Genomic DNA, 13,609 nt, shown 5'->3' on the forward strand with positions numbered 1-13,609 from the left:
AATGACAGCGGTCACTGTTGTCTTTACCGCTAAAGCATATTAGCAAGTTTAAAGTTAACCTATAGATAAGTCTCTCAGGTAATTAGACATCTTGCTGGGAAATCTCTAAAATCACGCCTCCTGACCAAGAGACATTGTTTATGCGAGTAGTTTTAGGCCCTATGGAGGGCGTTTTAGACCATTTAATGCGAGAGATCTTAACCGATATAAACGACTATGACCTTTGTGTCACTGAGTTTGTTCGTGTTGTTGATCAATTACTGCCTGAACATGTTTTCTACCGTTTGTGCCCTGAGCTAAAGCAAGGGTCTAAAACTAAGTCAGGAGTGCCGGTTCATATTCAGCTACTAGGACAAGATCCGCATTGGATGGCCGAAAACGCCGTCAGAGCTGCAGAACTTGGTGCTAAAGGTGTTGATATTAACTTTGGTTGTCCAGCAAAACTGGTCAACAAAAGTAAAGGCGGCGCAGCATTACTGCAACACCCTGACCTCGTTCATCACGTCGTTAGAGCCTGTCGAAACGCACTTCCATCGCATGTTCCACTGAGCGCAAAGATTCGCTTGGGATGGGATGACCCTAACGACTGCTTTGAGATTGTTGATGCAATACAAAGCGCGGGCGCTGACGAGCTTACAGTGCATGCTCGGACTAAAACAGGCGGATACAAAGCCAGTGAAATAAAGTGGTCTTATATCAATGAAATCCGCCAGCGCTTTGACATTCCTCTCATCGCAAATGGTGAAATATGGAATTATCAAGACGGGCAAGCTTGCATTGAAACCACAGGTGTCGATTCTCTTATGGTTTGTCGCGGTGCGTTTAATGTCCCCAACTTAGGTAATGTGGTCAAGTACAACCAAACTGCAATGCCTTGGCAAGATGTTATCAAGCTATTACTGCTTTATTCTCAATACGAAATGAAAGGTGACAAAGGGCTTTACTATCCCAATCGTGTCAAACAGTGGTTTTCTTACCTGCGTCAAGAATACCCTCAAGCAAACGAGTTGTTTCGAGAAATAAGGACTTTCAATAAAGTAGCGCCTATTGTTGCACGGATAAAGGAATACCAAAGCGCCGAACCCGCAGCTTAGTTTTAACTAGTTGAGAAGGAGACTATCATCCGACAGCTCCTCTCCTTTAACGTGAGAAAACATATCGAGTAAGTCTGTAACCTGTAAATTGGCTCTTTGCTCACCCACAACGTCGAGAACAATTTCGCCTTGATGCATCATCACAGTGCGATCGCCACATGCTAGAGCATCTTTCATTGAATGGGTTACCATGATCACAGTCAATTGAAACTCACTCACAAGAGTTTTGGTGAGTTCGATAACAAACACCGCCATTCTGGGGTCAAGCGCAGCAGTATGCTCATCAAGGAGCAAAATCTTGCTATCAGCTAACGTAGCCATAACAAGGCTCACAGCTTGCCGCTGCCCTCCAGAAAGTAAACCAATGCTATCGCCCAATCGGTCTTCCAAACCAAGTCCAAGAATACTTATTCGCTCTTGGAAAATTTTACGCCTTTGGCTAGATAGAGCAGGTGCCCAGCCTCGCTTTTTCCCTCGCATATACGCCAGCGCCATGTTTTCTTCAATCGATAACTCAGCGCAAGTCCCCGCTAAAGGATCTTGAAATACTCTCGCACACTGCCTTGCTCTTTCATGAACCGCTTGTTTAGTCACATCTAAACCATTAAGGACAACATTTCCTTGGATAATTGGTGTCTCACCAGTCACAGCGCCAAGTAAAGTCGACTTGCCCGCCCCATTGGAACCAATTACTGTTAGAAATTGGCCTTTTTCAACCAAAAGTGACACTCCCTTAAGCGCGGGGTTTTCCAATATAGTTCCACGGTTAAATATGACGTTGATATTATTTAGCTCTACCACACACCATCTCCAGAAGGCTACTTTAGCCCTTTATCGCTTAACTACAGAGTCCAATTTTTTCGCACGAATATACGCTTTTAGTTTGGGCGCAATTAAGGCTACTGCCACCAGCACAGCAGTTACAAGGTTAAGATCAGAAGCCTGTAGGCCAAATAGCCCTGAACTAAGCGCAAAAGCGACAGCAAGGCGATACAATACTGAGCCAAGAATAACTGCAACGACAGACACCCATATACTGCGTCCAGGCATGACTGTTTGGCCTAGGATCACAGCGGCGAGGCCCACAACTATGGTCCCTACACCAGAGGTTACATCAGCAAAACTATTGGTCTGTGCAAACAAAGCACCAGCAAAGCCGACAAAACCGTTAGATAATGCGAGACCAAAGTAAATATAAAATGAAGTACTTCCTCCTTGAGCAGAAAGCATGCGAGCATTCACTCCGGTCGCGCGCAAACCTAAGCCAAAGTCACTACTAAGAAGCCGAATAACAAATAGAGCAGATAAGAGTACCAACACACCAACAATCAGTGGCCGGATTAACATGGGATCAGCAAGATTTTCAAAAGATGTAAGGATTGTCTCTTCACCAAGAAGCGCTATGTTGGGTCTACCCATAATGCGAATGTTAATCGAGAAAGCTGCAATCATAGTTAGGATGGAGGCAAGAAGGTGCAATATGCCGCATCTAACAGCCAAAAAAGCTGTCACCCAACCCGTTGCAGCCCCTGCCATAATAGCCATCCCTGTCGCTAGCCATGGATTCAAGCCTGCCACAATTGCTGTTGCAGCCACAGCCGCTCCCATTGGAAAACTGCCATCCACACTCAGATCAGGGAAATCGAGCACTCGAAAAGTAATAAACACACCAAGCGCAACTAGACCGTAAACTAGACCAATTTCAAGAGCTCCGAAAAATGCAAACGCTGACATCTTCACTCCTTTTGGCGTTAATCGCTAACAAAGGGTATGGCTATTTTATTGCTTAACTTGAGTAGCACGCTCCATAACAGAATCAGGGATACTAATACCTAACCGTTTTGCCGAAGCGGTATTCACAACTAAATCCGAACCATTAGCAACTTTCACATCCAGTACTCCAGGTTCGGCACCTTCCAATATTGCAGCAACATACTCTGCTGTTTGAATACCAATCTGATAGTAATCAAAACCAATACTCGCAATCGCGCCTTTATCCACATAGGAAGTCGCACCGCCAAATACGGGCGTATTGGCTTGATTTGCTGCAACCAGCATACCTTCAATCGCACTAGCGACCGTATTATCCGTCGGTGCATAGAGAATATCTGATTTCTCGGCAATCGCTTGGGTGGCAGATTGGACATCAGCACTTTTCAAAGCGGTCGCTTCAAATACACTAATTCCTTGCGCCTTAGCGTCTTCTTTTAGCAAATTAACCAAGGTGACAGCGTTAGCTTCACCAGGATTAAATATCACACCAATAGACTTTACATCTGGCATAATTTCTTTGATCAGCGCCACATGCTGATTAACAGGAGAAAGATCAGAAAGTCCAGTTACATTTTTTCCTGGCTGAACCATACTTTTGACCAATTTAGCGCCAACGGGATCCGTAACTGCAGTAAATACGACGGGGATAGAGCGAGTCGCAGCCACCAAAGCCTGAGCAGTCGGCGTGGCAATTCCCACCAATACATCTGGCTTTTCTCCCACATACTGACGTGCGATTTGAACAGCTATTGCTGGGTTGCCCTGAGCGGTTTTATAGTCAAATTCTAGGTTTTTCCCTTGTATATAACCCTTTGCTTTAAGCCCATCCAACAAGCCCTGACGTGCTGAATCTAGTGCTGGGTGTTCAACGATTTGAGATACAGCGACTTTTGCTGTCTTTGCCATACTGTTTATGGGAAGGGTTAGTGTTGCACCTAATACTAATACACTAGATATGACCTTTGCTGCTTTCATCTCTGCTCCTTGATCTAAGCATTGCCAACTTGGTGTGTGTTACAACTCATAGCGAGTTATACACATCATTCATTATTGGCAATAAGTTAGAAAAATTAAAAGATTGAGATAACAATTGCAGCAATTAATTTCAATGACAGTAAATTATGGTTTAACCGCTTGAATTAAAATATTTCTGGGGGTGACTTCCTCAGAACAAAAAGTCGCAAGTGATACTTGGTAACCATGTTCTTCAAGATAGAGAGCTTTATCATGCACCAGCCACATTTCTAAACTTCGACGAAAAGGCTGCTGAACCAAGTTCAAGCGCTCCATCTGCCAGTATCGCTTAACCCCTCGAGAATAATAATCATCATAGGCAAGCGCTTGCGGTAGTGGCAGCTGTTTTTTATCGGCCGCCCATTGGCAAAAGATTTCAAATCCCTCCGAGAGCATAGATTTTTTGATACTAGGAATCGGCACATAATCTTTATGGCCTAAGACTTCTCTTAATATTAAATCCAACCCTAGTCGGTAACTCATCTCAAGAAAGCGATGTCTTTTCACTCTTTCTCCACCTGTTACCGTCTCCTGTAACGCAATTCGCAGCTCAGATCGTGAGAGTTTAAGCTCAGATGACTGACCGTATGAAGACAAGGCTTGATACTTGTCATCTTGAGTAAGGTGATAACAACAAGGTGACAATGTCAGCGCTGGCAAACCAGCAGCAACGGCTTTTTCAATCAAAGAAACGTGCAAATCACCACATGCATGTAACGCAACAGCATGTTGATTTTTAGTTAATATAAATTTAGCCTCACTGGATAAAGCATCACCTTGAACAAAGGTCATTGGCAACTTGAGGTTATCCGCCTCTCTTTGTCCTACATCACAGAGTGTTCTCTGATATTCAAAGCTTGTCACTGGCTGACCACTATGATCAGCCAGTACTCTGCCTAAAAATCCCTTTCCCGAACACCATTCTAGCCATTCACTACCACTGTGGCACTTAAGTGCAGCCTCTCCCATAGATGCTATTTGAACTAACTTTCTGCCAGGGACTCCATTTGTAACCGAACGATCCAATTTAAGACCTTCAAGCTGGGTCCTCTTTAATTGATTCAGTTTAAATGCACAGTCCAACTTGGGGATAAAGTCACTCAAGCATTGATTTAATTGCTGTGGATCAGATTTAAGCTCTTCTACTTGCGCATCGGTTAAATCTTCAAGAAAACATGAAAGTTTAGAATGCTTTTCATGCCATAGAGATACCCCATAGCAACTGACTAAAAATGGTTCAAATCGCCAAAACTCTTGGTGAGTGGTAAGAAATGAATCTAGTTGTAAAAACCTTGCGTGCATACTTTACCAACTCACCTTAAACTATAGAGAGGACTAGCGGGAAGAAAGAAACTTCCAAATTATCGAATCGGTAATTGTATACCTTGAAACATCTCTTCAATCTCAGAATTAGATTTAAGAGATAAAGCTTGCTCCACAACAGGACGCGTCAGATGAGGCGCAAAGCGCTCCATGAAGTCGTACATATAAGTACGAAGAAAAGTTCCCCTTCTAAACCCTATGCTAGTGGTACTCGCACCAAATAAGTGACTCGCATCGATCGCCACTAAATCTTCATCTTGGTCATTATCCATAGCCATACTGGCAATCACTCCAACTCCAATTCCCATCCGGACATAGGTTTTGATAACATCAGCATCCGTAGCAGTAAACACAACTTTAGGAGTCAGTCCGACCTTGTTAAAAGCTGTGTCCAATTCAGAGCGGCCAGTGAATCCAAACACATAGGTAACAAGCGGGTAAGAAGCCAAATCCTCAATGGTTATCTTCGCCTTTTGCGCTAACAAATGATCTTTGGGTACCACTATAGATCGGTTCCAATGGTAGCAAGGCAGCATAATTGCATCTTGATACAAGTGGAGTGCTTCTGTTGCAATCGCAAAGTTCGCGGTGCCCTTGGCAATAGCTTCGGACATTTGCGAAGGTGTGCCTTGATGCATATGTAAAGATACTTTGGGATAGCGAGCGGTAAATCCCTTGATAACTTCCGGCAGTGCGTAACGCGCTTGGGTATGAGTCGTCGAAATATTTAACGTTCCCATCTCAGGATGGGTATGTTCACCCGCTACCGCCTTGATACTTTCTACACGAGCAAGGATCTCTTGCGAAATACGTATGATATCTTCTCCAGCTGAAGTTACCTGAGTTAAGTGCTTACCACTACGTTCAAATATCTGAATCCCCAATTCATCTTCTAACAAGCGTACTTGCTTACTAATACCTGGCTGAGAGGTGTATAAGCTTTCTGCAGTTGCCGATACATTCAGATTATGGTTAACGACTTCAACAATATACTTCAGTTGCTGTAACTTCATTTTTATTCCTGTAATCCCTTACCCAATGCCACACAATGGACAAACATAGATTATAATATTTAGTTATAACGCCTCTTGATATAAATTGATAGCCCAAGAAGGCATTTGGACGGCTTCTAATGAGCAATTTCTGAATTGGACGAATTTTTTTGCAATCGATAACTCAAAAATCACCCATAGATCAGAGTTTTCGTTAATAATTAGACTAAGAAACGTAATAATATAAAATAGATGCAGTGGTTCATAAGAATCGTGTATCCTTAAATGCTAGCCAACAAAAGATACGGAATTTATGAATATTGGGTTAATCATAGCTTTAGTCGCCATCTTATTGGTCTTAGTACTTGGCTATAACATCATGCTTCAGTACAAAGTCAAAGTTGAATCGGCCAAAAAGCAGGAAAGCGTGAGATATTTAGCAATCATAGATGCGACAGAAGAGCTCATCGGTCACGCAAACCACTTACCGTACAGTAAAGACCTATTGGTTTGTCTCAACACCCGAATACTAGATTCGGTCCAAAGCATGTACGAACTAGACCCCAAAAATAAACAGCTAGAGCAGAGACTCGTTCACGTTAAACAGCAAATCACCCAGCTGAAAAATGATAAGAGTGGTGGCGAAAGTACGGCTTTTAAAACGCCGAGCAGCGACAAACAAGCCATAGTGATGTTAAAGCTGGTCAAGCGTTTACGAGACACGATTCGAAGTGAACACAACAAAGGGCGTTTTGACACCCAAGCCTATGTCGCTGAAAACGGCCGCTTAGAAACAATCCAGGTCCGTATTAACATTGAAAATGTCCTTAAGCGGGCTAACGATGCGATTGTGCGTGGTCAACCAGGCACAGCCCTTCAATTAGTGAAAAAGGGCTTAGATGCGCTGAGCACAAAAAATGACAATTACTCCAACCAAGCCCGTGAAAAGCTTCAACAAATGCATGACGACCTAGAGCAAAAACGCCAGTCTAAAAGCGCTGAAGATCTCCACCAGATGGAAGACGAACGCAAAAGCGACATGGATGAGCTCTTTGGAGAAAAGAAAAAATGGTAATATAATTGCCAGACTTAGTTTACCGAAGGTCGCTTAAGCGGCCTTTTTATTTTTGAAAAAGTGATGACCGATTTAAATAGCTACAATGATTTACTGGAACCTATATATGGGTTTCTTAAGTGCCCTACCCCTGAGTCGTGGATAGATGAAGCCAAGAGACCTGAGAACCTAAATACCATATTAATCGATCACCTAATGTGCGAGCTTAAAGCTGGGCAATCAGCTATGTATCTAATTCGAAGATATGCAGTAGACACGCAAAGTACCCAAAACTTACTCGATTGGTTCAAGCCTTATGAAGACTTTGCCTACCGAAAAATCGGCAACCTCGAAACGCTTAAAGGTAAGAGCAGTATTTCCAAAGCCATCATAGCAAAATCAACGTCACCCTATAGCCAAGATCTGATTGATAAAATGGTCATGCTAATCAAAGAAGAGCTGCACCACTTTTATCAAGTTCTTGAAATTATGGATCAACGCAATATTGCTTATGAGCCAGTCCAAGCCAGCCGCTACGCTAAAGGGCTACTTTCTCACATGGCTACTCATGAGCCCCAAGCGTTAACCGATAAGTTAATCATTGGTGCCTACATTGAGGCTCGTTCTTGTGAACGCTTTGCCAAACTTGCTCCCCACATGGAAGAGGATATTGCAAAGTTTTACATCTCATTGCTACGTTCAGAAGCTCGTCATTACCAAGATTACCTAACCTTAGCTGAGGATATCGCTGGAGAAGATATTACACAAAGAGTCGCATATTTTGGTCAATTAGAGGCCGATTTGATTTCCAGCCCCGATAATGACTTTAAATTTCACAGTGGTGCGCCGTTAGCACGCTAAACAAGAAGCTTAATATCCTAACGTTCGATTTATCTCTGCCAGAACTTCAGCGGGGTGCGGAGACTGAGTTATGGGGCGACCAATAACCAAATAGTCAGACCCCGCTTCTATCGCATCAACCGGCGTCATAATGCGCTTCTGATCGCCAACCTCTGATCCTACCGGGCGAATGCCGGGTGTTACTAAGTTAAAAGACTGACCTAATGTACTTTTGAGCATACAAGATTCTTGAGCAGAACACACTACGCCGTCTAAACCCGAATTTTTCGCAAGAGTAGCTAGGCGAACAACATGCTCTTGCGGTACAACATCAACACCAATTCCCGATAGATCGCGTTGCTCCATACTGGTTAACACAGTGACACCTATTAGTAGTGGACGCTCCTTTCCGTATGGTTCAAGAATATCTCTTGAAGCCTGCATCATACGCTCGCCACCACTTGCATGCACATTCACCATCCACACTCCAAGTTCCGCCGCAGCGCGTACCGCTTTAGAACAAGTATTCGGTATATCATGAAACTTTAGGTCCAAGAAAACCGAAAAACCTCTTTGATGCAGCAGCTTGACAAAATCAGGACCAAAGAGCGTAAACATCTCCTTACCAACTTTGAGGCGACATGACGCAGGATCAATTCTGTCTACAAACTCAAGCGCATCAGCTTGGTTATCATAATCCAGTGCGACAATTACTTTCTGGTCGATCATTTCATCTCCTAACTCGTTTTTCTTGTTACCAAAAAAATGCAGCTAACAGATAACTCTGATAGCTGCATTTATATCATTCTCCATCCAATCCTCGGATTGGCTTAATCGTCCCCCAGCCTTTACAAGAAGGACAGTGCCAATACATAGAATGCGTTGAAAATCCGCATTTACGGCATCTGTAGTGAGGCTTGATCTTTAACTGCTCTCCCACCAACTTTTGTAACGTTTGAAGACTGGCCTTAGCTCGCCCTTCCTCCGCTTCACTCAAATGGTAATCCATCAAACGATAAAAACCCTTCATGGTCGGGTTCTTAACCAATTGGCGTGTAAGAAGTTCTTGCGCCGAACCAGAGTCTTCATGTTGAGCGACCATTTGGGCAAGCATTAACTCAGCCGAAACACCTGCTTTGGCTGCTATACACTGGCGCAAGAAATCCAATAACTCTTCTTCTTGTCCAAGGTGATGGTAGCATTCAGCCAGCGTGGGCAGAACTTCACTTACAAAATCTATGTCTTGATCAAGTACCATTTCCATATACTTGATGGTCTTTTTGTAATCTTCACTTTCTAAGTACAACTTGCCAAGTGAAATACTCGCCCTAGCACACTTAGGATCTTCAGATAAGGCACGCTTAAAGTGTAAAATAGCACGATTGCTGTCACCTTCGGCCTGCTCTTGCATGGCAAGCTCACACCAAAAATGGGCTATGTTGCTTCGCATCCGCTTGCGTCCAAGCTTAACAAGTTGAGATGCATATTGAATCGCTTTAGACCATTCTCTTGTTTGCTGATAAATTGCAACCAACTGTTGCAAAGCTGCTTCTTTATGCTCAGGCTCATCAACCAATTGTTCAAAGATTTTCTCTGCACGGTCGAGAAAACCCGATGCCATATAGTCTTTAGCAAGCTGTTGAAGGGCTATATTTTTTTGCTCTATGGTTAAGCCGGATCGTGAAATTAAATTTTGGTGGATTCGTATGGCGCGATCGACCTCTCCTCTCGAGCGAAACAAGTTACCCAAAGCTAAATGTGTATCAATCGTTTCGTTATCGACTTGAAGTAATTCAATAAAATGATCGACCGCCTTGTCAGACTGATCGGACAAAAGCAGGTTCAGACCCGTCACATATTGACGAGAAATCTGATTTGAGTGTTTCTGCTTGTCTTGCTGGGCACTACGATTACCCATGTACCAACCGTATGCTGCGGCTATTGGTAAAAGCAAGAAGAGTATTTCTAACATTGAGTTAAAAGCTTACCTGTAAACTTTATTTGGCTTTAACCTGTTCAGGTTGATTATCTGTAGGTGATAGTTTCTTCACCTGCTTTTTTAGCTTACGTATCTGTAGTTGGGAACGCAAATGAATACCGCCAAACATCGCCCATGCTAACACAAAACCACTCACGAAAATGGCACCTAATAGAGTGGAAAGATGAAAATCGCCTTGTGCAATTAAGTAATTGAAGTTAACTACTTCTTGGTTTTGAGAACCTAAAGCCAATGCAATAAGAAACAAGGCCAGCATTATAATAATCTTTACAATTTTCATATCGGAGCACCTAGGTGAGTATCTGCCGATATGATTATGCAGTAAATCCCGTAAACAAACCATGCCTATTGTGGAATTTCCTCCTTGAATAATCATATATGCGAAAAAATTAAGATAGTAGGTGTAATGTGTGTTGCCACTATAATAAAATTTGTTTATTCAGGAGCCACTAAGATAAAAAAGCGGCATACGTTAGTATGCCGCTTTCAAGAAACAGGGGGGCGTTTAGCCGATATTAACTCGTTCACGCAGTTCTTTACCTGGTTTAAAGTGAGGAACATGTTTCCCATCTAGCTCGACTTTTGCTCCAGTTTTAGGGTTACGGCCTACACGAGGCTCACGATAATGAAGAGAAAAACTACCAAATCCACGGATTTCAATTCTATCGCCAGTTTCTAGTGTCGAAGCCATGTGTTCCAAAATGTCTTTCACAGCATCTTCTATCTCTTTAGCTGAAAGATGGGTTTGCTCGGCGCAGAGCCTTTCTATCAGTTCAGACTTTGTCATAGTTTCCCTCGTAGAGTATTTTATCACTTATTATAGTAAGTAATACCAATTCCAACAAACACTTGGTAACTATTCTAGACATAAAAACGACGCTTTGCTTAGTGAAGAATCGTATTTTTTGAGTCACTTGATGAGATTGGTATTAAAACTATTTTAGCTCAATTGATAAAAAAGGAGCCTAATGGCTCCCTTTTTCATAAAGGAGAGTTATTACTCACCTTTAGCCGCTTTGAAAGCATCAGCCATTGCGTTACCAAACGAAGCTTCATCTGCTTTGTTTAGAGTTGCCATCGCTTCTTGCTCTTCCGCTTCATCTTTCGCTTTAACAGATAGGTTGATTACGCGATTCTTACGGTCTACACCAGTAAACTTCGCTTCAACGCTATCGCCAACACTTAGGATTAGAGAAGCATCTTCTACGCGGTCACGAGAAACTTCAGAAGCACGGATGTAACCTTCTACACCTTCTTCAAGCTCGATAGTTGCACCTTTAGCGTCTACTGCAGTAACAGTACCGTTAACTAGAGCACCTTTCTTGTTGTCAGCAACATAAGCATTGAATGGGTCATTTTCCATTTGCTTAACGCCTAGAGAAATACGCTCACGCTCTGCATCTACCGCTAGTACAACTGCTGAGATTTCGTCGCCTTTCTTGTATTCACGTACTGCTTCTTCACCAGCAACATTCCATGAAATATCAGATAGGTGAACTAGACCATCGATACCACCGTCTAGACCAATGAAGATACCGAAGTCAGTGATAGACTTGATCTTACCAGTCACTTTATCGCCTTTAGCTTGTGCTTCAGCGAAAGATTGCCATGGGTTAGCTTTACATTGTTTTAGGCCTAGAGAAATACGACGACGCTCTTCGTCGATCTCAAGAACCATAACTTCAACTTCATCACCAACATTAACAACTTTAGATGGGTGGATATTCTTGTTAGTCCAATCCATTTCAGAAACGTGAACTAGACCTTCTACACCTTCTTCGATTTCAACGAAGCAGCCGTAGTCTGTTAGGTTAGTTACACGACCAGATAGCTTGTGACCTTCTGGGTAACGCTTAGCAATTGCAACCCATGGATCTTCGCCTAGTTGCTTAAGACCTAGAGAAACGCGAGTACGGTCACGGTCGAACTTAAGAACTTTAACTTGGATTTCATCACCAACATTTACGATCTCTGAAGGGTGCTTAACACGCTTCCAAGCCATATCTGTGATGTGTAGAAGACCGTCAACACCACCTAGATCTACGAATGCACCGTAGTCAGTTAGGTTCTTAACGATACCTTTAACTTCTGCACCTTCTTGTAGTGATTCAAGAAGCTCATCACGCTCAACGCTGTTCTCAGATTCAATAACTGCACGACGAGAAACAACAACGTTGTTACGCTTCTGATCAAGTTTGATAACTTTGAACTCTAGCTCTTTGTTTTCTAAATGAGCTGTGTCGCGAATTGGACGAACGTCTACTAGTGAACCTGGTAGGAAAGCACGAATACCGTTTAGTTCAACAGTGAAGCCACCTTTAACTTTACCGTTGATGATACCAACAACAGTTTCAGCTTCTTCGTAAGCTTTCTCAAGAACAATCCACGCTTCGTGACGCTTAGCTTTCTCGCGAGAAAGTTGAGTTTCGCCAAAGCCGTCTTCAACAGCGTCTAGCGCTACATCTACTTCAGAACCAACTTCTACTTCTAGTTCGCCAGCTGCATTCTTGAACTGCTCTGCAGGGATTGCAGACTCAGATTTAAGACCAGCATCAACAAGAACGAAACCGTTCTCGATAGCGACTACAGTACCTTTAACAATAGTACCTTGTTGAAATTCGGTTTCATTTAGAAACTCTTCAAAGAGTTGAGCAAAAGATTCAGTCATTTATTTAATCTTCAATAAATTAAACGTCCACGGGTATCCTACCACATGGGGTTATTAGCTTCGCTGATCATCATCCATGCGACCAACGTCCTTACTTGGCAATTTATACTGCCAACTTAGATTCGATATATTGTAGCGCTTTTCCTACTACTTCGTCGATACTCATAGTAGTAGAATCAAGTAAGAGCGCATCATCTGCAGGCCTCAAAGGCGCCACAGGGCGATTGCGATCGCGGTCATCACGCTCTTGTATTTCGCACAAAAGGTCGCCAAATTTAACATTTATACCTTTATCTTGCAACTGTTTAAGCCTGCGATGTGCGCGCTCTTCAGCACTCGCATCTAAGAATATCTTGGCTTCTGCGTGCGGAAATACGATAGTCCCCATATCTCGGCCATCAGCAATTAGACCTGCGCCAATGGCAAATGACCTTTGACGGCGAAGTAAAGCTTCACGAACCCTTGGGAAAGCAGCGACTTTTGACGCAGCCATGCCTGTCTCTTCTTTGCGTAACTCTCCAGAGACATCTTCGCCTTCAAGAATTACTTTCACCAACTCACCCTCAGCAATAAACTGAACATCTAAATGAGTAGCCAAGGGAACCAATGCATCCTCTGATTCGAGATCAACGCCATGGTGAATTGCTGCTAGAGCTAAAACTCGATAGATGGCTCCCGAGTCTAGTAGTTGGAAACCTAGCTTATTTGCCAACAGCATACAAAGAGTACCTTTACCCGCACCACTTGGTCCATCAACAGTGACGACTGGCGTATGAGACGACATGTATTACTCCACATTAATTGAAAGCAACTGCACCAGCGCAGTTTATCATTTGGCGTAAAATTATAGTG

14 protein-coding genes are annotated in these 13,609 nt (G+C 43.0%); 3 read left to right on the forward strand and 11 right to left on the reverse strand.

The genetic code is table 11. From position 1 onward, the window contains the following. Nucleotides 1-140: 140 nt before the first annotated feature. Nucleotides 141-1,094: a tRNA dihydrouridine(16) synthase DusC gene (gene dusC, locus MHN79_RS08170; protein ID WP_239172478.1), complete on the forward strand. Its 954-nt coding sequence runs from the start codon at nt 141-143 to the stop codon at nt 1,092-1,094. Between the two features lie 6 nt (nt 1,095-1,100). Here dusC and MHN79_RS08175 read toward each other — a convergent pair whose 3' ends face one another. From MHN79_RS08175 to cysB, 5 genes are all read right to left on the reverse strand, one after another. Then, the gene (locus MHN79_RS08175) at nt 1,101-1,895 is read right to left on the reverse strand and encodes an ABC transporter ATP-binding protein (protein ID WP_239172479.1); all 795 of its coding nucleotides are present in this window, start codon (nt 1,893-1,895) and stop codon (nt 1,101-1,103) included. A 30-nt stretch (nt 1,896-1,925) separates the two neighbouring features. Continuing rightward, nucleotides 1,926-2,828 (reverse strand): ABC transporter permease, encoded by a 903-nt coding sequence (locus MHN79_RS08180; protein ID WP_239172480.1) that lies wholly within the window; start codon nt 2,826-2,828, stop codon nt 1,926-1,928. Between the two features lie 45 nt (nt 2,829-2,873). Further along, nucleotides 2,874-3,842 (reverse strand): ABC transporter substrate-binding protein, encoded by a 969-nt coding sequence (locus MHN79_RS08185; RefSeq protein ID WP_239172481.1) that lies wholly within the window; start codon nt 3,840-3,842, stop codon nt 2,874-2,876. A 144-nt stretch (nt 3,843-3,986) separates the two neighbouring features. Further along, nucleotides 3,987-5,183 (reverse strand): methyltransferase, encoded by a 1,197-nt coding sequence (locus MHN79_RS08190; RefSeq protein ID WP_239172482.1) that lies wholly within the window; start codon nt 5,181-5,183, stop codon nt 3,987-3,989. A 59-nt stretch (nt 5,184-5,242) separates the two neighbouring features. Continuing rightward, nucleotides 5,243-6,217 carry an HTH-type transcriptional regulator CysB gene (gene cysB, locus MHN79_RS08195; RefSeq protein ID WP_239172483.1) on the reverse strand — a complete coding sequence of 325 codons (975 nt, stop codon included), beginning with the start codon at nt 6,215-6,217 and terminating at the stop codon, nt 5,243-5,245. Nucleotides 6,218-6,509: 292 nt separating this feature from the next. Here cysB and MHN79_RS08200 point away from each other — a divergent pair, with 292 nt between their 5' ends. Together MHN79_RS08200 and MHN79_RS08205 are read left to right on the forward strand one after the other, a co-directional pair. Next, complete coding sequence (locus tag MHN79_RS08200) at nt 6,510-7,271, forward strand: DNA repair protein (RefSeq protein WP_239172484.1); 762 nt, start codon at nt 6,510-6,512, stop codon at nt 7,269-7,271. A gap of 63 nt (nt 7,272-7,334) precedes the next feature. Further along, on the forward strand, nt 7,335-8,111 hold the full coding sequence (locus tag MHN79_RS08205) for a tRNA isopentenyl-2-thiomethyl-A-37 hydroxylase MiaE (protein WP_239172485.1): 777 nt from the start codon (nt 7,335-7,337) through the stop codon (nt 8,109-8,111). Nucleotides 8,112-8,120: 9 nt separating this feature from the next. Here the strand turns inward: MHN79_RS08205 and pyrF are convergent, their stop codons facing one another. From pyrF to cmk, 6 genes are all read right to left on the reverse strand, one after another. Next, entirely contained in the window at nt 8,121-8,819 is a 699-nt protein-coding gene (pyrF, locus tag MHN79_RS08210) for an orotidine-5'-phosphate decarboxylase (protein WP_239172486.1), read from the reverse strand. A gap of 73 nt (nt 8,820-8,892) precedes the next feature. Beyond that, the gene (lapB, locus tag MHN79_RS08215; protein ID WP_239172487.1) at nt 8,893-10,062 is read right to left on the reverse strand and encodes a lipopolysaccharide assembly protein LapB; all 1,170 of its coding nucleotides are present in this window, start codon (nt 10,060-10,062) and stop codon (nt 8,893-8,895) included. A 25-nt stretch (nt 10,063-10,087) separates the two neighbouring features. Beyond that, complete coding sequence (locus MHN79_RS08220) at nt 10,088-10,369, reverse strand: lipopolysaccharide assembly protein LapA domain-containing protein (RefSeq protein WP_239172488.1); 282 nt, start codon at nt 10,367-10,369, stop codon at nt 10,088-10,090. Between the two features lie 225 nt (nt 10,370-10,594). Beyond that, entirely contained in the window at nt 10,595-10,900 is a 306-nt protein-coding gene (gene ihfB, locus MHN79_RS08225) for an integration host factor subunit beta (protein WP_308218906.1), read from the reverse strand. 186 nt (nt 10,901-11,086) lie between these two features. Then, nucleotides 11,087-12,757: a 30S ribosomal protein S1 gene (gene rpsA / locus MHN79_RS08230; RefSeq protein WP_160929975.1), complete on the reverse strand. Its 1,671-nt coding sequence runs from the start codon at nt 12,755-12,757 to the stop codon at nt 11,087-11,089. Nucleotides 12,758-12,860: 103 nt separating this feature from the next. Further along, a complete protein-coding gene (gene cmk, locus MHN79_RS08235; protein WP_239172489.1) occupies nt 12,861-13,541 on the reverse strand; it encodes a (d)CMP kinase in 681 nt (226 codons plus the stop codon). Nucleotides 13,542-13,609 lie beyond the last annotated feature (68 nt).

The organism is Vibrio sp. Of14-4 (assembly GCF_022347625.1).
Taxonomy (GTDB): Bacteria; Pseudomonadota; Gammaproteobacteria; order Enterobacterales; family Vibrionaceae; genus Vibrio; species Vibrio pristinus.

Excerpts from the sequence above, each read along its gene's own strand:
- dusC (WP_239172478.1), top strand. The coding sequence starts at position 141 with ATGCGAGTAGTTTTAGGCCCTATGGAGGGCGTTTTAGACCATTTAATG.
- MHN79_RS08180 (WP_239172480.1), bottom strand. The coding sequence starts at position 2,828 with ATGTCAGCGTTTGCATTTTTCGGAGCTCTTGAAATTGGTCTAGTTTAC.
- MHN79_RS08185 (WP_239172481.1), bottom strand. The coding sequence starts at position 3,842 with ATGAAAGCAGCAAAGGTCATATCTAGTGTATTAGTATTAGGTGCAACA.
- MHN79_RS08190 (WP_239172482.1), bottom strand. The coding sequence starts at position 5,183 with ATGCACGCAAGGTTTTTACAACTAGATTCATTTCTTACCACTCACCAA.
- cysB (WP_239172483.1), bottom strand. The coding sequence starts at position 6,217 with ATGAAGTTACAGCAACTGAAGTATATTGTTGAAGTCGTTAACCATAAT.
- MHN79_RS08200 (WP_239172484.1), top strand. The coding sequence starts at position 6,510 with ATGAATATTGGGTTAATCATAGCTTTAGTCGCCATCTTATTGGTCTTA.
- MHN79_RS08205 (WP_239172485.1), top strand. The coding sequence starts at position 7,335 with ATGACCGATTTAAATAGCTACAATGATTTACTGGAACCTATATATGGG.
- pyrF (WP_239172486.1), bottom strand. The coding sequence starts at position 8,819 with ATGATCGACCAGAAAGTAATTGTCGCACTGGATTATGATAACCAAGCT.
- lapB (WP_239172487.1), bottom strand. The coding sequence starts at position 10,062 with ATGTTAGAAATACTCTTCTTGCTTTTACCAATAGCCGCAGCATACGGT.
- MHN79_RS08220 (WP_239172488.1), bottom strand. The coding sequence starts at position 10,369 with ATGAAAATTGTAAAGATTATTATAATGCTGGCCTTGTTTCTTATTGCA.
- rpsA (WP_160929975.1), bottom strand. The coding sequence starts at position 12,757 with ATGACTGAATCTTTTGCTCAACTCTTTGAAGAGTTTCTAAATGAAACC.
- cmk (WP_239172489.1), bottom strand. The coding sequence starts at position 13,541 with ATGTCGTCTCATACGCCAGTCGTCACTGTTGATGGACCAAGTGGTGCG.